The 18,607-nt window shown below is 52.1% G+C and carries 16 protein-coding genes, 3 tRNA genes and 1 pseudogene; 7 read left to right on the top strand and 13 right to left on the bottom strand.

The genetic code is table 11. The annotated features are described in order from the left end of the window. Positions 1-19: 19 nt before the first annotated feature. The 3 genes and pseudogenes from nadB to nadA all read right to left on the bottom strand — a co-directional run bounded on the left by nadB (position 20) and on the right by nadA (position 2,847). Positions 20-1,528, bottom strand: a complete 1,509-nt coding sequence (gene nadB, locus ACTHTY_RS08960; RefSeq protein ID WP_440367279.1) for an L-aspartate oxidase — start codon at positions 1,526-1,528, stop codon at positions 20-22. A 126-nt stretch (positions 1,529-1,654) separates the two neighbouring features. Beyond that, positions 1,655-1,786: pseudogene (locus ACTHTY_RS08965) on the bottom strand (IS5/IS1182 family transposase); the annotation flags it as partial. Next, positions 1,735-2,847 (bottom strand): quinolinate synthase NadA, encoded by a 1,113-nt coding sequence (gene nadA, locus ACTHTY_RS08970; RefSeq protein WP_250579970.1) that lies wholly within the window; start codon positions 2,845-2,847, stop codon positions 1,735-1,737. The pseudogene ACTHTY_RS08965 and the gene nadA, both read right to left, overlap by 52 nt. A gap of 156 nt (positions 2,848-3,003) precedes the next feature. On the opposite strand from nadA, the gene ACTHTY_RS08975 reads away from it, so the two are divergent. Continuing rightward, positions 3,004-3,942 carry an NUDIX hydrolase gene (locus tag ACTHTY_RS08975; RefSeq protein ID WP_440367281.1) on the top strand — a complete coding sequence of 313 codons (939 nt, stop codon included), beginning with the start codon at positions 3,004-3,006 and terminating at the stop codon, positions 3,940-3,942. A gap of 73 nt (positions 3,943-4,015) precedes the next feature. Further along, the gene (gene nadC, locus ACTHTY_RS08980; RefSeq protein ID WP_440367282.1) at positions 4,016-4,897 is read left to right on the top strand and encodes a carboxylating nicotinate-nucleotide diphosphorylase; all 882 of its coding nucleotides are present in this window, start codon (positions 4,016-4,018) and stop codon (positions 4,895-4,897) included. Positions 4,898-4,960: 63 nt separating this feature from the next. Here the strand turns inward: nadC and murI are convergent, their stop codons facing one another. Further along, positions 4,961-5,770 carry a glutamate racemase gene (gene murI / locus ACTHTY_RS08985; RefSeq protein ID WP_049331752.1) on the bottom strand — a complete coding sequence of 270 codons (810 nt, stop codon included), beginning with the start codon at positions 5,768-5,770 and terminating at the stop codon, positions 4,961-4,963. Between the two features lie 61 nt (positions 5,771-5,831). Next, the gene (locus tag ACTHTY_RS08990) at positions 5,832-7,061 is read right to left on the bottom strand and encodes a multidrug effflux MFS transporter (RefSeq protein WP_440367284.1); all 1,230 of its coding nucleotides are present in this window, start codon (positions 7,059-7,061) and stop codon (positions 5,832-5,834) included. Between the two features lie 240 nt (positions 7,062-7,301). Between ACTHTY_RS08990 and ACTHTY_RS08995 the strand changes: the two genes are divergently transcribed. Beyond that, the gene (locus tag ACTHTY_RS08995; RefSeq protein ID WP_440367285.1) at positions 7,302-8,831 is read left to right on the top strand and encodes a helicase HerA-like domain-containing protein; all 1,530 of its coding nucleotides are present in this window, start codon (positions 7,302-7,304) and stop codon (positions 8,829-8,831) included. A 68-nt stretch (positions 8,832-8,899) separates the two neighbouring features. On the opposite strand, the gene ACTHTY_RS09000 is transcribed toward ACTHTY_RS08995, so the two are convergent. From ACTHTY_RS09000 to ACTHTY_RS09010, 3 genes are all read right to left on the bottom strand, one after another. Beyond that, positions 8,900-10,255 (bottom strand): PFL family protein, encoded by a 1,356-nt coding sequence (locus ACTHTY_RS09000; RefSeq protein ID WP_440367287.1) that lies wholly within the window; start codon positions 10,253-10,255, stop codon positions 8,900-8,902. 15 nt (positions 10,256-10,270) lie between these two features. Beyond that, positions 10,271-10,543 carry an ACT domain-containing protein gene (locus tag ACTHTY_RS09005; protein WP_003680574.1) on the bottom strand — a complete coding sequence of 91 codons (273 nt, stop codon included), beginning with the start codon at positions 10,541-10,543 and terminating at the stop codon, positions 10,271-10,273. Between the two features lie 107 nt (positions 10,544-10,650). Continuing rightward, positions 10,651-11,796, bottom strand: coding sequence for a polyamine ABC transporter substrate-binding protein (locus ACTHTY_RS09010; RefSeq protein ID WP_440367288.1), 1,146 nt, complete (start codon positions 11,794-11,796; stop codon positions 10,651-10,653). Positions 11,797-12,124: 328 nt separating this feature from the next. Here ACTHTY_RS09010 and ACTHTY_RS09015 point away from each other — a divergent pair, with 328 nt between their 5' ends. Continuing rightward, a complete protein-coding gene (locus ACTHTY_RS09015) occupies positions 12,125-12,661 on the top strand; it encodes an RNA pyrophosphohydrolase (protein ID WP_004520487.1) in 537 nt (178 codons plus the stop codon). Positions 12,662-12,729: 68 nt separating this feature from the next. After that, entirely contained in the window at positions 12,730-14,715 is a 1,986-nt protein-coding gene (gene parE / locus ACTHTY_RS09020; RefSeq protein ID WP_440367290.1) for a DNA topoisomerase IV subunit B, read from the top strand. Between the two features lie 192 nt (positions 14,716-14,907). On the opposite strand, the gene ACTHTY_RS09025 is transcribed toward parE, so the two are convergent. The 4 genes from ACTHTY_RS09025 to ACTHTY_RS09040 all read right to left on the bottom strand — a co-directional run bounded on the left by ACTHTY_RS09025 (position 14,908) and on the right by ACTHTY_RS09040 (position 16,469). Continuing rightward, positions 14,908-14,984, bottom strand: a tRNA-Asp gene (locus tag ACTHTY_RS09025). 32 nt (positions 14,985-15,016) lie between these two features. Next, positions 15,017-15,092: transfer RNA gene (locus ACTHTY_RS09030), tRNA-Val, on the bottom strand. A gap of 125 nt (positions 15,093-15,217) precedes the next feature. Then, on the bottom strand, positions 15,218-15,811 hold the full coding sequence (gene ribA, locus ACTHTY_RS09035; RefSeq protein ID WP_440367291.1) for a GTP cyclohydrolase II: 594 nt from the start codon (positions 15,809-15,811) through the stop codon (positions 15,218-15,220). After that, a complete protein-coding gene (locus ACTHTY_RS09040) occupies positions 15,804-16,469 on the bottom strand; it encodes a hypothetical protein (RefSeq protein ID WP_440367292.1) in 666 nt (221 codons plus the stop codon). Before ACTHTY_RS09040 ends, ribA begins: the two co-directional genes overlap by 8 nt. A 161-nt stretch (positions 16,470-16,630) precedes the next feature. On the opposite strand from ACTHTY_RS09040, the gene ACTHTY_RS09045 reads away from it, so the two are divergent. Together ACTHTY_RS09045 and ACTHTY_RS09050 are read left to right on the top strand one after the other, a co-directional pair. Beyond that, positions 16,631-16,715 (top strand) — tRNA-Leu (locus tag ACTHTY_RS09045). Positions 16,716-16,878: 163 nt separating this feature from the next. After that, positions 16,879-18,219: a DUF2868 domain-containing protein gene (locus ACTHTY_RS09050; protein ID WP_440367294.1), complete on the top strand. Its 1,341-nt coding sequence runs from the start codon at positions 16,879-16,881 to the stop codon at positions 18,217-18,219. A gap of 73 nt (positions 18,220-18,292) precedes the next feature. Here the strand turns inward: ACTHTY_RS09050 and ACTHTY_RS09055 are convergent, their stop codons facing one another. Further along, entirely contained in the window at positions 18,293-18,511 is a 219-nt protein-coding gene (locus ACTHTY_RS09055; protein WP_315094533.1) for a hypothetical protein, read from the bottom strand. Between the last annotated feature and the right edge of the window lie 96 nt (positions 18,512-18,607).

Here is an 18,607-nt window from a genome sequence, read left to right on the forward strand (position 1 = left end):
TTTCTCTGACCAGCCAACCTTAACAATCACTATTGAAATGCGCGCCGATGTTTTGCCGCCTTGCGTATGCGGCTTGGGCGACGGCGAGGCTGCATTCTATCAGGTTGCGGTTTTCGTATTCGTACACGGTGTGCGGTTCGGCTTGGTTTTGCTTCCAAAGCCGCAGTTGGGCGATGGCGCGGCGCAGGTCGGTATCGTTGCGGAGGATGCCCAGATGGCGTTGGTTGAATGCTTGCAGGACGGGGCGGCTGAAGGTGTTTTGGAGGTCGTCTGAAAAGATGTCTGCTTTGGCGGAGGGGTTTTCAGACGACCTTTGGGACGATACAGTTTGGAATGCTTGTCCGTCCGCGATGGTTTGGGCGGCAAGTCTGGCGGTAACGACGCATTCGAGCAGGGAGTTGCTGGCGAGGCGGTTGGCTCCGTGCAGCCCGGTGCAGGCGGTTTCACCTAAGGCGTAGAGCTGCGGCAGGGAGGTTCTGCCGCTGGGGTCGGTTTGGATGCCGCCGCAGGTGTAGTGTTGCACAGGGCGGACGGGGATGGCTTGGCGCGTGATGTCCAAGCCGCATTGGGACAGGCAGTGCCGATGGATGGACGGAAAATGCTGACGGACAAACGCTGCGGGTTGATGGCTGATGTCGAGTGAGACGAAGTCTTGAGTTTGTTTGGCGATTTCGGCGGCGATGGCGCGGGCAACGATATCGCGCGGCGCGAGTTCGGCGCGGCGGTCGTAATGCGGCATAAATCGTTCACCCGATTGGTTGGTCAGGATACCGCCTTCGCCGCGCACGGCTTCGGAAATCAGGAAGGTGCGGCCGTTTTCAGACGGCCTTGCTAAGCCCGTGGGGTGAAATTGGATAAATTCGAGGTTTTCGACTGTGCAGCCTGCGCGTATCGCCATGGCGATGGCGTCGCCCGTGCATTCGGGCGGCGTAGTGGTGGCGGCGTAAATCTGTCCCAAGCCGCCGCCTGCGAGTACGGTATGGCGGGCGCAGATGCGGTAGGTTTCTTGCGTTCGGCGGTCGAGGACGGTTAGCCCGCACGCTGCGCCTGATTCGGTTTGAATGTCCAACGCCATCTGCCGCTCGCAAACGCGGATGTTCGGGCGGCGGCGTATTTGGGCAATCAGGCTCTGCATAACGGCCTCGCCCGTGTAGTCGGCGACGTGGGCGATTCGGCGGCAGGTATGCCCGCCTTCGCGCGTCAGGTGCAGGTCGTTATTATTTTGGTCGAACGCCACACCCTGCGCCAGCAGCCATTCGATTGCCGGTTTGCCCTGCGTCAGGATGGTGCGGACGGCGGCTTCGTTGCACAAACCTGCGCCCGCTTCCAAAGTATCGGCAACGTGTTTTTCGATGTCGTCCTCTCCCGACCACGCCGCCGCAATCCCGCCTTGTGCATGACGGCTGGCTGTGTCGTCCAGCCTGTTTTTGCACAAAATGACGATGCGGAACGATTCAGGCAGCGACAGGGCGAGCGTCAGTGCCGCCAGCCCGTTTCCGGCAATCAATACGTCGCAATCGGTTTGCATGGTGTTGTCCTTGTTTGAGAGGTCGTCTGAAACGGTATAGTGGATTAAATTTAAACCAGTACGGCGTTGCCTCGCCTTAGCTCAAAGAGAACGATTCTCTAAGGTGCTGAAGCACCAAGTGAATCGGTTCCGTACTATCTGTACTGTCTGCGGCTTCGTCGCCTTGTCCTGATTTAAATTTAATCCACTATAATATGGACGGCAAATCAGGCGGGCCCCATGCCGTTGAACACATCCCCGCGTTTGAGTCCTGCCGCGAAATCGAGCATACGCTGCAAAGGCAGTTTGGCGGCTTCGCCCAGCTTTCTGTCCAACAGGATTTCGTTGTGTCCGCTTGTCAGGGCGTGTTTGATGCCACCCAGTGAATTCATCGCCATCCACGGACAGAACGCGCAGCTTTTGCAGCTTCCGCCGTTGCCCGCCGTCGGGGCGGCGATAAATTCTTTGTCGGGCGCCTGCTTTTGCATTTCGTGCAGGATGCCCAAGTCGGTCGCCACGATGAATTTTTTTTCGGGACGCGATACGGCAGCTTTCAGCAGTTTGCTGGTCGAGCCGACCACATCGCCCAGTTCGATGACGCTTTGCGGCGATTCGGGATGAACCAGCACCACCGCATCGGGGTGTTCCGCCTTCAACGCCGCCAATTCCTGCCCTTTGAATTCGTTATGGACGATGCACGAACCCTGCCACAACAGCATATCCGCGCCCGTTTCGCGGCGGATGTAGTCGCCGAGGTGACGGTCGGGCCCCCAAATCAGCTTCTCGCCGCGCGATTTCAGATACGACACGATTTCCAACGCCACCGAAGACGTGACCACCCAGTCGGCACGCGCTTTCACGGCGGCGGAAGTGTTGGCGTACACTACCACCGTACGGTCGGGGTGTTGGTCGCAAAACGCCGAAAACGCCTCTTCCGGGCAGCCCAAATCCAAAGAACATTCCGCCTCCAAATCAGGCATCAGCACCGTTTTTTCAGGGCAGAGGATTTTCGCGCTCTCGCCCATGAAGCGCACGCCCGCCACCACCAGCGTACCGGCTTCGTGTTCCGCGCCGAAGCGCGCCATCTCTAGCGAATCGCCCACGCATCCGCCCGTTTCCAAAGCCAAATCCTGAATCAGCGGATCAACGTAATAATGCGCCACCAAGACCGCGTTTTTCTCCTTCAACAAAGCCTTGATTTCATCTTTCAGACGGCCTGCCGTCTCGCGGTCGGGCGTGTCGGCAACCTTCGCCCACGCCTGACGGATTTGGCAGGCAGAAGTCGGCGTCTGAATGAGGGGCATATCGTAGTCGAACGAGCGGCGGGCGGCGGTTTGCATGATGTTTCCTTGTGACTGTTTTTTCAGACGGCATAAAGGTTTGCCGTCTATGTTTCAAATAGTTTTTATATTATGCTCAACTTGAGTATAATATGCAAGGTCGTCTGAAAACCGCTTTGGTTTACAATAAGGTTTTCTCTTGAATGAAAGCCACGCATGGATGCCTATCCTGAAACAGCAGCCAATACGCAAAGTATCGTCGAACTGGTTCCTGTACTGATCGCCATTACAAACGGCAGCTTGAGGGTTTTGACCGTTGCCCAAGGCACGCTGCTGCCCAACGGCCTGCTTGCACCACTTCGCCACTCCTTGCAGGCAGGGGTCAGGATGTGGGTCGCCAAGCAGACATCTCAGCCCATGGGTTATGTAGAACAGCTTTACACCTTTGTCGATACGCGCCGTCAAAACGAGCAAGGCCTGCCTGTCTTGTACGTCAGCTATCTAGGGCTGGTGCGCGAGGCAGCCGACAGCATCCTGCACCCGGATGCGAAATGGCAGGACTGCTACGGCTATTTCCCGTGGGAAGATTTGCGCACCGACGGCGGGCATCGCGACGCCATCGTCAGCCGCTTGCGCATTTGGGCAAACTCGGCGGATACGGAGGAAGTGCGCCAAAAGCGGCTCAAACGCATTCATTTGTGTTGGGGCGTCGAACCGGAAAACTGGTCGGAAGAATACGTTTTGCAACGCTATGAAATGCTGTATGAAAGCGGCCTGATAGCGGAAGCCGCCGAGCCACAGGCAAACTTCGACTTCGCGCTCACGGGGCAGCCCATGCGCCACGACCACCGCCGCGTACTGGCGACCGCACTGTCCCGCCTGCGCGCCAAAATCAAATACCGCCCCGTGATTTTCGAACTGATGCCGCCCGAATTCACGCTGCTGCAACTGCAAAACAGCGTCGAAGCCATCAGCGGCAGATTGCTGCATAAGCAAAACTTCCGCCGCCAGATTCAGCAGCAAAACCTCATCGAGCCGTCGGATACCGGCGTATCGGGCAGCAAAGGCCGTCCCGCGCAGCTTTACCGCTTCCGCGACGACGTCCTGCCCGACAGGTTGATTTCGGACATCGGACTGCCGCTGGGCAGCCATTAGCCCGTTTTCAGACGGCCTCAAATGAAGTTTTACCCTCGCCGCAACACCAATATTTTTCAACAAAGGAAACCCCATGCCGTCTGAAAATACCCTCTTCCCCCTGCCCGACACCCTGTTGCGCCCTATGATCGAACAAGCCTTGAGCGAAGATTTGGGCAGGCGCGGCGACATTACGTCTGCCGCCGTCATCGCCCCCGACAAAACCGCCAAACTCTTCCTCGTCAGCCGCAAAGACGGCGTCATCGCCGGCATGGACTTGGCGCGCCTCGCCTTTCAGACGATGGATTCGTCCGTCCGCTTCCAAGCCGAAATCCAAGACGGACAAACCGTCCGCGCAGGTCAGACGCTTGCCGCCGTCGAAGGCAACGCCCGCGCACTGCTCGCCGCCGAACGAACCGCGCTCAACTACCTCACGCACTTGAGCGGCATCGCCACCGCCACCGCGCGTGCCGTTGCCGAAGTCACCGAATACAGTACAGACATCGTGTGCAGCCGCAAAACCATCCCCCTGCTGCGCGTCCTGCAAAAATACGCCGTCAGAGCAGGCGGCGGCGTGAACCACCGCATGGGCTTGGACGACGCCGTACTCATCAAAGACAACCACCTCGCCTATTGCGGCAGCATCGCCCAAGCCGTGCAGCAGGCAAAACAGGCGGTCGGACCGTTGACCTGCGTGGAAATCGAAGTGGACACGCTGGCACAACTGGACGAAGCCATCGCGGCGGGCGCGGAACGGATTTTGCTGGATAACATGAACGACGAAACCCTGAAAGAAGCGGCAAACCGCTGCCACACGCAAACCGCCCACCCTCACACCGTCTATTGCGAAGCATCGGGCGGCATCGGCTTCGACCGCCTGAAGCGCGTGGCGCAAACCGGCGTGGACAGCATCGCCCTCGGCTATCTGACTCACAGCAGCCGCTCGTTGGACATAGGCTTGGATTTCGTGGCTTAAGTTCGAGTTGGCTATAAAGCAAAAAGGCCGTCTGAAATTTCAGACGGCCTTTAATATTACTCATCAACCCAACGTTACCATCTCAATCTGCTCCATACTTCTGCCCAAGAAGCGTTCGCCGATGGTACGGAAACGCAGTGGGATATCGCTGACGTAGAAACGGTAATCCGGATTGTCGTTTTCTGTATTCAGCAAACCTGCTTGTGCCAAGGCTTTGGCGGTGGCTTCGGCGGTGGTGATGGCGGAATCGACCAAGGTAACGTTTTGTGCTTCGCGGCCGATAAGCGGTTTGAGCAGTGGGAAGTGGGTACAACCCAACACCAGCGTATCAATGTCGTCGGCCAAAAGCGGCTTCAAGTATTCGCGCACGGTCAGGCGGGTGACTTCGTGATCGAGCCAGCCTTCTTCTACCAATGGCACAAGCAGGGGCGCGGCTTGTGTGCGCACCAGCGTGTCGTTGTTTTTTGAATGGATGGCACGCGCGTAGGCATTGCTGTTGACGGTGGTGTTGGTCGCGATAATGCCGATTCGGTTGTTTTTAGTGGTTTGCAAAGCAGCTTCCGCACCGGCGGAAATGACGTCCAATACGGGCATATTGCCTGCTTTTTGGCGGATTTTTTGTCCGGCAACGGCAGCGATGGTGTTGCACGCGATGACGAGTGCTTTGACATCGTTTTCCAGCAGGAAATCGACAATCTGCATGGCGAAGGTTTCGATGGTGGCGCGGGATTTGGTGCCATAGGGAACGCGTGCGGTGTCGCCGAAATAGATGATGTTTTCCATCGGCAGGCGTTCCATCAGGGCGCGGACGTTGGTCAAGCCGCCGACGCCGGAATCGAATACGCCGATGGGGCGTTGTTTGCTGGTACTCATGGTTAATTTCTTCAATATAAAGTCGAGGCCGTCTGAAACCGTTTTTCAGACGGCCTGAAGGTTAAACATATTCTTTTTTATCGTTTTCCATCCAAGCCTGATGCGAGCAAACCCACAACAGTACGATACCGCACACGGTCGAGCTCAACATCATACCGGCCATTACCAAGGCAGAACCATTATGCAACCAAGTTGTCGCCATGCCGACCGATGCGCCGATGAGGGATTGGAACACGCCCAAAACGGCATTTGCGCTGCCGCCCTCTTCGCTAAAATAGCCCATAAAGCAGGCTTGCGTGTTCGCACCGACCAAGCCTTGCGTACCGACTGAAAACATCACGCACAACACCAAAGCCCACAAAGGTGGCAAAGACAGTAACAACACCAAAACCGCCATCAGCAAATTGGCGACGAATTGGACGATAATACCCCATTTGAGGATGTTTTGCGGATGCGTACCGGTTTTCAAACGCCATGCGGTAACGCGGTTAAACGACATCATGGTAATGATATTGAGCGCAAATATCCAAGCGTATTGGTTTGGCGAAGCATGATACAGTTGTTGGTACACGAACGACGATTCGGTCAAAAAGGCAAACATCGAACCAAAACTGAAAGCTTGGAAAAACAGATAGCCCATTGCGGCACGCGTTCTCAAAACACGTTTAAACCTGCCTGCCACCACGCCGAACACGTCCATGCTGATTTTGCCTTTTTGGTGCGGCTTGGGCAGGAAATACCACATCAACCCCCAAAGCAGTAGCGAATAACAGGCCAGAAAGCCGAAAATCATGCGCCAGCCACCCAAATTCTGCAAGCCTGCACCAATCATCGGCGCCATCAGCGGCACAATCATCAGAATAATGCCGATTAAGGCAAACATCTGCGCGGCTTTGCGTCCGGAATAATAATCGCGCACCATCGCGCCAGAAATCACCACGGTCATCCCCGCGCCAAACGCCTGCACGGCACGTAAGTTCAGCAGCTGCTCGACATTATTCACCATCGTCAAACCGATGACGGCGGCAAAGTAAATGCTCAAGCCCACCAAGGCGACAGGTTTGCGGCCTTTAATATCCGAAATCGAACCGCCGACCACCTGACCAAACGCCACACCAAACATAAAAAAGCTCAGGCTTTGCTCAATACGGTGGATGTCCGAACCCAGCGACTTCGCCATTTCGGGAATCGCAGGCAGATAAGCATCGACAGAAAACGGCATCAGCGCGACCAACATCGCCATCAGCACGGCCATGGTTTTTTCGCCCAAAGGGGCTTGTTGTGCAGTCATTCCGACTTTCGCTTTCGTAAAAAATATTCAAAAAACAAAGAAAATAACCGCCTTGTCAGACGGTTGCGGATTGGATGGAATTATAGCAGATTTCAACCTTGTCCAATCACTGCAAAAAAACCTTTGCAAAACTTAAGGCCGTCTGAAACTTTGCTTGGTTGAATCCCCTCGCCGCAAACGTTAAAATGCTTGTTTTTAAGACAACAAATTGTTTCACATCACGGATTCTAAGGAATAATCATGACTACATTTCAAATTGCGCGTGCCGACGGGAAAACGCTCGAAATCCAAGGCAAAATGGCCAACCGCCACGGCTTGATCGCCGGCGCGACCGGTACGGGTAAAACCGTTACCCTGCGCCGTATGGCAGAAGCCTTCAGCAGCGAAGGCGTCCCTGTATTCTTGGTCGATGTCAAAGGCGATTTGTCGGGCATCGCACAAGCCGGTGCCAACAGCGGCAAAGTGGGCGAACGCATCGCCGAGTTTGATTTGGGCGAGCAATGGCTGCAAAATTTCCCCGTGCGTTTTTGGGATGTTTACGGCGAAACCGGTATTCCCGTACGCGTAACCGTTTCTGAAATGGGCCCCATGCTTTTGGCCCGCCTGATGAATCTGAACGACACGCAAGAAGGCCTGCTCAACCTCGTGTTCAAAGTTGCCGATGACAGAGGCTGGCACATTCTGGACTTGAAAGACCTGCGCAGCATGCTGAAACACGTTTCCGACCACGCTTCGGAATACCGCACACAATACGGCAACGTTTCTGCCGCCAGTATCGGCGCGATTCAACGCCAACTGCTGACTTTGGAAAACGAAGGCGCAGAAAAATTCTTCGGCGAACCTTCCCTCAACCTGCAAGACTGGATGCAAACCGACAACGGCAAAGGCATCATCAACATCCTTAATTCCGAAAAACTGATGCGCTCGCCGCGTATGTACAGCGCGTTTTTGCTGTGGATGTTGGCGGAGTTGTTTGAAACCCTGCCCGAAGTTGGCGATTTGGACAAACCAAAATTCGTGATGTTCTTCGACGAAGCGCATTTGATGTTCGACAATGCCGCCAATGCGCTGGTCGAACAAATTGAACAAGTCGTGCGCCTGATCCGTTCCAAAGGCGTAGGCGTATATTTCGTCACCCAAAACCCGCTCGACTTGCCCGATACCATTCTCGGCCAACTGGGTAACCGTGTACAACACGCCCTACGCGCCTTCACACCGCGCGACCAAAAAGCAGTCAAAGCCGCTGCCGAAACCTTCCGCAGCAACCCAAACATCAAAGTTGCCGAAGCGATTGCCGAACTCGGCGTCGGTGAAGCCCTCGTTTCCTTCCTTGATGAAAAAGGTATGCCCGAGCCGGTAGAACGCGCCCTCATCCTGCCGCCGCAATCTTCCTTAACCCCGCTTGCTGCAGAAGAGCGCAACCGTTTGTTCCAAAACGACGATTTGTATCCGACCTATAAAGACATGGTGGACAACTACTCCGCTTTTGAAGCATTGGCCGAAGCAGACAGCCAGGCTGCCGCTGAAAAAGAAGCCGCAAATGCCGCCAAAGAGCAGGAAAAAGCGCAAAAAACCGCAGAAAAAGAGGCTGCCAATGCTGATCCCGGCATCCTCGGCGGACTGATCGGCGGTTTGAGCGGCGGACGTAAAAAATCCGGCCAAGGTTTGGGCTACAACGTTGCCGACGCCATCGGCAGCCAAATCAACCGCCAAGTAACCAACGCCATTTCACGCAGCGTAATGGGCATTATTAAAAATATGTTCAAATAATCAGCCTGCAAACATAAAAGGCCGTCTGAAAATCAATTTCAGACGGCCTTTTTTATTCATCAAACCAATCAGTTTTTCATTGACTGAACAGGAGCCGGGATTCTACCGCCTCGGTTGACGAACACTTCGCATGAGCCTTCTTTGACCGGCATTACAGGCGCGTAGCCCAATAGGCCGCCGAACTCGACGCTGTCGCCGACGGTTTTGCCGGTTACCGGAATAATGCGCACGGCAGTGGTTTTGCTGTTGATCATGCCGATGGCGGCTTCGTCGGCGATGATGCCGGAAATGGTATGAGCAGGCGTATCGCCGGGAACGGCAATCATGTCCAAACCAACGGAGCAGACAGCGGTCATGGCTTCGAGTTTGTCCAACGTCAGCACACCGGCTTCAGCAGCCGCAATCATGCCCTCGTCTTCCGAAACAGGGATAAATGCGCCGCTCAAACCGCCGACCGCGCTGGAAGCCATCATGCCGCCTTTTTTCACGGCATCGTTCAGCAATGCCAAAGCCGCTGTTGTGCCGTGCGTACCGCAGACGCTCAAACCTATTTCTTCAAGAATGCGTGCCACCGAGTCGCCGACGGCAGGGGTTGGTGCCAACGACAAGTCGAGAATACCAAACGGAATATTCAGCATTTTTGAGGCTTCGCGGCCGATAAGTTCGCCCACGCGGGTAATTTTGAAAGCAGTTTTCTTCACTACTTCCGCAACTTCGGTCAATGTCGTTGCATCTGAATTTTCCAACGCGGCTTTTACAACACCCGGGCCGGAAACGCCGACATTGATAACGGCATCCGCTTCGCCCGAACCGTGAAACGCGCCCGCCATAAACGGGTTGTCTTCTACTGCATTACAGAACACGACGATTTTGGCGCAGCCGAAACCTTCGGGCGTGATTTCAGCCGTACGTTTGATGGTTTCGCCTGCCAGCTTGACCGCATCCATATTGATACCGGCGCGCGTGCTGCCAATATTGATGGAACTGCACACGATATCGGTAGTCTTCATCGCTTCAGGAATGGAACGGATCAGCACCTCATCCGAAGGTGACATGCCTTTTTGCACCAACGCGGAAAAGCCGCCGATAAAAGACACGCCTATCGCTTTGGCAGCTTTATCCAAAGTTTGCGCCACGCTGACGTAAGAATCGGCATGAGTGGCCGCGGCGATTTGGGCAATCGGCGTAACGGAAATGCGCTGATTCACAATCGGTACGCCGTATTTGGCAGATAGATATTTTGCCGTCGCCACCAAGTCTTTGCCGATTGTGGTGATTTTGTTGTAAATATTTTGGTTCAACACATTGATATCGCTGCTGATACAGTCGTGCAGATCAATACCGATGGTAATGGTGCGCACGTCAAAATTCTGGTCGGCCACCATTTTGACGGTTTCTAAAATCTCGCCGGATTGAATACTCATGGCTCTTCCTCCGACTTAAATACGGTGCATGGCTTGGAAAATTTCTTCGTTTTGCATACGGATATCAAGCGCGAGTTTTTTACTCTCTTCTGCAAACAAATCCAAAACCTCTTGACGCGACTTGGTGCATTTTGAAGTGTCCACCAAAATAATCATGGTAAAAAAATCGTCCATCAGCTGTTGGCTGATGTTAAGAATATTGATTTGGTTTTCCGCTAAAATTTTGGAAACGTCGTACACAATGCCCACACGGTCTTTACCGATGACGGTGATGACTGAATTGTTCATAACGCTGTTTCTCCTTATAGGATATTTGAAAAGTGTTGACAATTATAACACTCAGGCCGTCTGAAAAACTGTTTCAGACGGCCTGAGTATTCAAATTTCAATTTTAATTATCGCCCTGCTTTTAAAGCCTGCCACAGGCGAACGCTGAGTTTGCTCGCATCGGTTGACTTAGGGGAGACGATGAAGCTTTTTTCCATCAATTCTTTACTTGGGAAAATCGATTCGTCAGAGGTGTATTTTTCATCCATCAAATCACGCGCCGGACGGCTGGCCGGAGCATAAGTCACATAGTTGCCGTTTTTGGCCGCTGTTTCCGGATTGAGCGTGTGATTGATGTATTTGTGTGCATTGGCCACATTTTGCGCATCACGCGGAATCATCAACGAATCCACCCAAATACCGACGCCGCTTTTCGGCGCCAATACTTCGACTTCGACGCCGTTTCCAGCTTCTTTAGCACGGGTTTTGGCAATATTGAGGTCGCCGCCATAGCCTACCGATACGCAAAGATTACCGGCCGCCATATCGTCGATATAGCCGGACGAGGTAAAGCGTTTGATGTCGGGACGCACTTTTTTCATCATTTCAACAGCTGCTTTGATATCGTCAGGGTTTTCGCTGTTCGGATCTTTGCCCAAATAATGTAAAGCCAAAGGAATCTGCTCGATGGCGCTGTCGAAATAGCTGATGCCGCAGGATTTCAGTTTTTGGGTGTATTCAGGGTTAAACACCAAATCCCATTCGTTTTCAGGCAGCTTATCCGTACCTAAAGCCTTTTGAACCTGCTGTTTGTTAATCGCCAGCGTATTGATACCCCAGAAATAAGGGACGGCATATTCGTTGCCCGGATCGACGGTTTCCATCATTTTCAACAAATCGGGATCGATATTGGCGTAATCGGGAATTTGCGATTTGTCGATTTTTTGATACGCGCCGGCTTTAATCTGGCGGCCGACATTGGCAATAGACGGCGCAACCAGGTCATAACCCGACTTGCCGGTCAGCAGCTTGGCTTCCAGCGCTTCGTTGCTGTCGTAGTAATCGTAGCGGACGTTGATATGCGTTTTGTTTTCAAACGCAGACAGCGTGGCAGGATCGACATAATCCGACCAGTTGTAGATATTGAGTTTATCCGTTTGAGAGGAAGAAGTTTGAGTTTGAGATGCGGAAGATTCTGCGGCGGTTTCTTTTCCACCGCTACACGCAGTCAAGACGAGGCTCAAGATTGCCGCCGCCATCAAAGATTTTTTCATGGTTTCAGACCTTTTGTTCGGGGGGTAAAAATATTGCAGCGGTGGCAGATGCCACTTACAAAAGGGAAACTGTGGGGGCGGCCGGCATGTGTCCTTTGCCCTTGATTCAGCAAGGTTTGCATTAAACGGCAAAAAGCTTTTGAATGCAAGACCTTAAAGCAGAAAAAAATTTCATTTTTCAGACAGCCTGAAGCTATGGTTTTATTCATAAACAACATTTTTTCAGAAACGGTTTCATGCCGTCTGGAAAAAACTGTGGGCTTATTCAAACGGCCTCAAGATTTGTCAAAACCGCCCAATTTGTGGGAAAATTGCACGATTGAATTTAATGAAGGGCGACACCGTGTTAGACAGAGAAGGCTATCGCCCCAATGTCGGTATTATCCTGATTAACGAGCGTAACGAAGTCTTTTGGGGCAAACGCGTACGCGAACATTCATGGCAGTTTCCGCAAGGCGGCATCAAGCCGGGTGAAAGCCCTGAGACCGCCATGTACCGCGAGTTGTACGAAGAAGTCGGCCTGTTGCCGCAACACATCAAAATTGTTGGCCGTACGCGCGACTGGTTGCGTTATGACGTTCCCAGCCATTGGGTGCGCCGCGAATGGCGCGGTTCGTATCGCGGACAAAAACAGATTTGGTATCTTTTGCGTTTGGTCGGCCGCGACAGCGACGTCAACCTCCGCGCCTGCCACCATCCTGAATTCGACGGCTGGCGTTGGCACCAATACTGGGCTCCGGTTGACGAAGTCATCGACTTCAAGCGCGGCGTGTATTTGGACGCATTGACCGAACTCTCCCGTTTCTTGCGCGGCATAGAAAGCTATGAAGACTTTATCCGTCGCAATCCAATAGAAAACCTATAACCCCAACGCTTTCAGGCCGTCTGAAAGCGTTGTTTTTCTTCCTTTCAGACGGCCTTTACATTATTCCTATGGCTAAAAACAATCAATACAGCGAATCCAGCATTACCGTCCTCAAAGGCTTGGAGCCGGTCAAAGAACGTCCCGGCATGTACACCCGTACCGACAGCCCGACCCATATCTGTCAGGAAGTGATTGATAACGCGGCGGACGAGGCGTTGGGCGGTTTCGCGACTGAAATCGACGTGCAAATTCATGAAGACGGTTCGCTTTCCGTACGCGACAACGGCCGCGGTATTCCCGTCGGCCTGCACCCTGAAGAAGGCGTACCCGTAGTCGAACTCGTGTTCACCCGTCTGCACGCAGGCGGCAAGTTCAACAAAAAGGACGGCGGCAGCGCGTATGCCTTTTCAGGCGGTCTGCACGGTGTCGGCGTATCTGTTACCAACGCCCTTTCCACCCGCCTTGAAGTAACGGTCAAACGCGAAGGCAAAGTCCACCGCATCGTCTTTTCCGGTGGCGACGTCATTGAACCATTGACTGAAGTGGGCAAATGCGCCGTCAAAGACAGCGGCACCGAAGTGCGCGTGTGGCCGGACGGCAAATATTTTGAAAGCCCGAATTACAGCATTCCCGAACTCGAGCGATTATTGCGCGCCAAAGCTGTATTGCTGCCCGGTGTGAGCGTTTCCCTGACCCGTCCGGTCAAAGGCGAAGGCGAAGCATACACCCAAACTTGGCACTATCCAGACGGCTTGAAAAGCTATCTGACCGACCTCATTGCCGACGCGCAAGAAGCCGTGCCTATCTTCTCCTGTGAAAACTACATTTCAGACGGCCACAACGGCGATTTCAGTATCGGCGAAGGTGCAGCATTTGCCCTGACTTGGCTGGAAGAAGGCTCGTGCGCCAACGAAAGCTACGTCAATCTGATTCCCACCCCATTGGGCGGTACGCACGAAGCAGGCTTGAAACAAGCCGTGTTCAACGCCGTTAACAACTTCATCAATCTGCATAACCTCTTGCCGCGCGGCGTGAAAGTACAAAGCGACGACGTGTTCAGCAAAACCGCCTTCGTCCTCTCCGCCCGCGTCCTCGACCCGCAGTTCCAAGGTCAGACCAAAGACAAACTGACCAACCGCGACGCGTTGAAACTCGTTGCCGCCGTATCGGGCGACCCTTTGGAATTGTGGCTAAACCAAAACGTGGACTACGGCAAAAAAATCGCCGAACTCGCTATCCGTCAGGCACAGGCGCGGATGCGTTCGGTGAAAAAAATCGAAAAGAAAAAAGGCAGCGGCGTCGCTGTCTTGCCCGGTAAGCTGACCGACTGCGAAAGCGAAGACATTCGCGAAAACGAACTCTTCCTCGTCGAAGGCGACTCCGCCGGCGGCTCTGCCAAACTTGCCCGCGACAAAGCCACCCAAGCCATCTTGCCCCTGCGCGGTAAGGTGCTCAACAGCTTCGAAGTCCACCCCGACCAACTCTTCGGTAACGCCGAAATCCATGATATTTCCGTCGCCATCGGTGTCGATCCGCACGGCATTAACGACAATCCCGATTTAAGCGGCCTACGCTACGGCAAAATCGCCATACTGTCCGATGCCGACGTGGACGGCTCGCATATTCAAGTTTTGCTGTTGACCCTGTTCTACCGCCACTTCCCGAAACTGGTTGCCGACGGACACATCTACGTCGCCCAGCCGCCGCTGTTCCGCGTCGATGTCAACGCACAAGGCAAAAGCAAACCCGCCCGCAAATTCTACGCCCTCGACCAAAACGAACTCGACAGCATTTTAGAGCGACTGCAAAAAGAAGGCGTTAAAGAAACTGCTTATTCCATCAGCCGTTTCAAAGGCTTGGGCGAGATGAACCCCGATCAGCTCAAAGACACCACCATGCACCCCGACACCCGCCGTCTGTTGCAGGTACAAATCCCAGAAGGTGCAGATGACGAAACACGCGATATCTTCGTCAAACTGATGGGCAAAGGCGAAGCCGCCGCCCGCCGCACATGGATGGAAAAAGAAGGCGATACGGCAGAATTGGATATCTAATCCATTGTTTCAATAGACTAAAGGCCGTCTGAAACTTTAAAAGTTTCAGACGGCCTTTTTTTTAAAATCATCAGAATTTAAGGTTAAACAGTATTTCAATATCCTGTTACTTACCTGTTTCTATTTTTGCAGCTAAATTGTGTGTTTAAGACAAATAAAAAAGCACTGATATAATCAGTGCTTTTTAAATAATGGCGCGGCGGACGGGGCTCGAACCCGCGACCCCCGGCGTGACAGGCCGGTACTCTAACCAACTGAGCTACCACCGCGCATCCACTGTCAAAGACAATGAAAGGAAACTTGGTGGGTGATGACGGAGTCGAACCGCCGACATTCTGCTTGTAAGGCAGACGCTCTACCAACTGAGCTAATCACCCGATAAGCCGACATTAAATCAAAAAATCAGGCTACACGCAAGGTTTTTATTTAAATAAAAACATATCTCATTGAAAGAATATAGAATATTTTATTTAACAATAAAAATAACCGTTATGCCCATCTATCAATCAAAAATCAAATGCCCCAATTTATCCGCTTTAGTATGCAGATAACGTTCATTTTCCACATTTTCGCCGACATGTAATGCAATCCGTTCGACCACATTAATGCCAGAATCTTTCAACGTTTGAATTTTTTCAGGATTATTGGTCAACAATCTGACCTCACGAATATGCAGATAATCATAAATCTGCTTGGCCAAAGTAAAGTCGCGTGCATCAACAGGAAGGCCGAGTGCAACATTGGCCTCAACCGTATCCAAGCCCTGATCTTGCAGACGATAAGCACGAATTTTGTTTATCAAACCAATGCCCCTGCCTTCTTGGCGCAAATATACGATAACGCCACGCCCTTCTTTCTGAACGGCCTGCATCGCTGCTTGAAGCTGAGGGCCGCAATCACATTTCACTGAAAATAAAGCATCACCGGTCAGGCACTCGGAATGAATACGCGACAACACAGGCAGGCCGTCTGAAACATTGCCCATCGTCAATGCGACATGTTCCTGACCGCCCTCTTCTTCAAAGCCGTGCATGGTAAATTCGCCCCATTCCGTAGGCAAACGGCATGACGCGACAAACTTCAAGGCGTTACTCATTTTCCGCTTCCTCGTTTTCAGCCACGCCCAACAGATTTTTCAAAGAATCCGACAGAGCCAAAGCAAGGGCAATCCAAGCCACCAATACTTCATCGGGCGCGCCGTCTTTGACATCAAACTCGGCATGTACCACACCCAAAACCGCACCGCTGGGCATACAGACAGGAACTGAAATCTGACTCAAACCGGGATGATTGCGTTCGGCTGACAATTCACCAATTTCCTGCCAATACACCACATTCTGACAAACATTCATCCAACCGCTTTGCGCCGTACGCACAGCCAAAAAAGCCTGTCCGGCCTGATCGTCGATTGGAATCACATTTTCCAACGGCACGCCCCAACGGCTCAGTCGAACCAGCGACAACGCGCCATCTTTCGGGAAGGCTGTATAAACCGCTGCGCTTTTCAAATGCTCGGTGCGCTCGGCAACCGAATCCAAAGCCATAAAAATCTGTTTCAGCAACAATTCATGTTCGGCATCAACATAATCCGCCAACTGCCAACCGTCTTCAGACGGCCACAAAATCGAACGCTCAACCGAAGCATTACCCATTTTAATCACAGCCTGGGTAGTCAAATAAGCAACATGTATATCATCCGCAGGCAACTTCAAACCTTGCGTCTGCAAAAAATCTTTAATCAATAAAGCAGGCATCTGCCCTTCCTCACCAATAGTAAAGTTGAGGCCGTCTGAAAACAAACCCTGCTTTCAGACGGCCGGAATAAATCATTATATAAGGGATAAACCGAAAAATTCAAGCAAACAAGACTTTGCGCCCCCATTAATCTTGTGTATAATCCACGATTCAAATTAGTGCGGACGTGGCGAAATTGGTAGACGCACCAGATTTAGGTTCTGGCGCCGCAAGGTGTGAGAGTTCGAGTCTCTCCGTCCGCACCACACTCAAAATAAGCAGCTTTCGGGCTGCTTTTTTTACATCTATTCCACTATATACCCTATTCAAAATCAAAACTGCTTTTAATTTTTTGACCTTTGCAAAAAAAGGGTTTATTTGGGGGTATAACAGACGTTTCCATTTTATCTTTCAGACGGCCTATCATTTATGTTGAATCCATCGCAAAAACTTGTCGAATTGGTCCGTATCCTTGAAGAACGTGCCTATATTTTTCCGGGAGATCCTGTGCAGGCGACGGAAGCGTTGCGACATATTGATGGCGGCAACGAGGAAAAACTGATACGCCGTGCTCAAATTATTGACCGCGACCAGCATTTGAAATATGTGTTGCAACAGGTGGAGACAGGCTCGTTTTGGCTTTGGATTGTTGCGGCAACATTGTTGTTTACAGTCGGTTTTTCCAGCACTTATCTTTTGATGGACAATCAGGGGCTGAACTTTTTTCTGGTATTGGCCGGGATTTTAGGCATGAATACAATCATGCTGCTGGTGTGGCTGGCGACTTTATTCCTGCGTTTAAAAAATGTGCACTTTATCAGCAGTCCGGCAACTTGGTTCCGAGGTAAAGACCCGGTCAATCAGGCAATTTTGCGGCTTTATGTGGATGAATGGCGCAAACCGCAAACGCGTTGGCTGATTGGTGCAACTTCACACGGCCTGTGGCTATGCACGCTGTCGGGAATGTTGGTTTCTGTTTTGCTGCTGCTTTTGGTGCGTCAATATACGTTCAATTGGGAAAGTACGCTTTTAAGCAATACGGCATTGGTGAAAACGGTTGAGGCTTTGTCATGGCTGCCGGAACGTTTGGGCTTTCCTGTTCCCGACAGTCAGGCTGTGATTGCAGGCCGTCTGAACAATCATATCGAAGATGCACGCGCTTGGGCGGGTTTACTCATCGGCAGCATCATCTGCTACGGCATTCTGCCGCGCTTGCTTGCTTGGCTGGCTTGCAAGATTACTTTAAAAACCCTTCGCGAACGTTTGGATTTGAATCAGCCCTACTATCAAAACATCCTTCGCGCATGGCAAACGAAGATTGTTGATGCCGATGATTTTCAGGAAAACATCGTTCCCGTTTCATCTAAAATTACGCTGAATAATGCGCCCAAATGGGCTGTTACACTGGAAACGGAATGGCCTGATCCGCTTTGGTTTTCCGGCATTTTGGCGCAAGAATGGATAGACAAAGGCGTGGCCGTCGGCAGAAAAGATTTGGAACAATTGGAAGCCGAATTGAAACAAACTCCGGCGCAACTTCTCATCGGCGTACGCACGCAAACTGTTCCCGATCGCGGCATTTTGCGTCAAATCAGCCGCTTGGCCGAGGCTACGGACGGCGGCGTTATCATTCAGCTTTTGAATCAAGACAGTTTCTCTGAAGATTTGGATACCAAACTGGATTATTGGCGCGATGCGCTGGCAGAGAGAAACATTGCCTGGCTGGAGCCGACCCGTTTGGCACAAGAAAAACGGCAAAGTGCTATTTGACAGATAAACCAAAGGCCGTCTGAAACCTGATGTTTGGGTTTCAGACGGCCTTATGTATTGTTAAGGATTCATCTTAATGAGGTTCGTGGCGATGCTCTTGATGATGTTTGGGCTTCGGTGCGTGGTGTTTGGCTTTAGGTGCAGGTTTTTTCATTTTGTGCGGTTTGGCTTTTTCGTGCATACGCTCTTGTTTCGGATGCATGTCGTGTTTGCCGTGTGCAGAAGCGACAGGCGCCAATACCAAACCGGCAGCAGCAACCATCAAAGAGGTCATTTGAATCAGTTTTTTCATATTTATCTTCTTTCAAGAGGTTGATTTGAGGTAAAAATAAGCATTTATTTGCACTCAAGCGATGGACAAATATTAATGGCTTTAACTGTCAGCTGC

The organism is Neisseria sp. P0019.S002, assembly GCF_051957155.1.
Classification (GTDB): Bacteria; Pseudomonadota; Gammaproteobacteria; order Burkholderiales; family Neisseriaceae; genus Neisseria; species Neisseria perflava.

Coding starts and splice junctions, on each gene's coding strand:
- nadB (WP_440367279.1), bottom strand. CDS start 1,528: ATGCAAACCGATTGCGACGTATTGATTGCCGGAAACGGGCTGGCGGCA.
- nadA (WP_250579970.1), bottom strand. CDS start 2,847: ATGCAAACCGCCGCCCGCCGCTCGTTCGACTACGATATGCCCCTCATT.
- ACTHTY_RS08975 (WP_440367281.1), top strand. CDS start 3,004: ATGGATGCCTATCCTGAAACAGCAGCCAATACGCAAAGTATCGTCGAA.
- nadC (WP_440367282.1), top strand. CDS start 4,016: ATGCCGTCTGAAAATACCCTCTTCCCCCTGCCCGACACCCTGTTGCGC.
- murI (WP_049331752.1), bottom strand. CDS start 5,770: ATGAGTACCAGCAAACAACGCCCCATCGGCGTATTCGATTCCGGCGTC.
- ACTHTY_RS08990 (WP_440367284.1), bottom strand. CDS start 7,061: ATGACTGCACAACAAGCCCCTTTGGGCGAAAAAACCATGGCCGTGCTG.
- ACTHTY_RS08995 (WP_440367285.1), top strand. CDS start 7,302: ATGACTACATTTCAAATTGCGCGTGCCGACGGGAAAACGCTCGAAATC.
- ACTHTY_RS09000 (WP_440367287.1), bottom strand. CDS start 10,255: ATGAGTATTCAATCCGGCGAGATTTTAGAAACCGTCAAAATGGTGGCC.
- ACTHTY_RS09005 (WP_003680574.1), bottom strand. CDS start 10,543: ATGAACAATTCAGTCATCACCGTCATCGGTAAAGACCGTGTGGGCATT.
- ACTHTY_RS09010 (WP_440367288.1), bottom strand. CDS start 11,796: ATGAAAAAATCTTTGATGGCGGCGGCAATCTTGAGCCTCGTCTTGACT.
- ACTHTY_RS09015 (WP_004520487.1), top strand. CDS start 12,125: ATGAAGGGCGACACCGTGTTAGACAGAGAAGGCTATCGCCCCAATGTC.
- parE (WP_440367290.1), top strand. CDS start 12,730: ATGGCTAAAAACAATCAATACAGCGAATCCAGCATTACCGTCCTCAAA.
- ribA (WP_440367291.1), bottom strand. CDS start 15,811: ATGAGTAACGCCTTGAAGTTTGTCGCGTCATGCCGTTTGCCTACGGAA.
- ACTHTY_RS09040 (WP_440367292.1), bottom strand. CDS start 16,469: ATGCCTGCTTTATTGATTAAAGATTTTTTGCAGACGCAAGGTTTGAAG.
- ACTHTY_RS09050 (WP_440367294.1), top strand. CDS start 16,879: ATGTTGAATCCATCGCAAAAACTTGTCGAATTGGTCCGTATCCTTGAA.
- ACTHTY_RS09055 (WP_315094533.1), bottom strand. CDS start 18,511: ATGAAAAAACTGATTCAAATGACCTCTTTGATGGTTGCTGCTGCCGGT.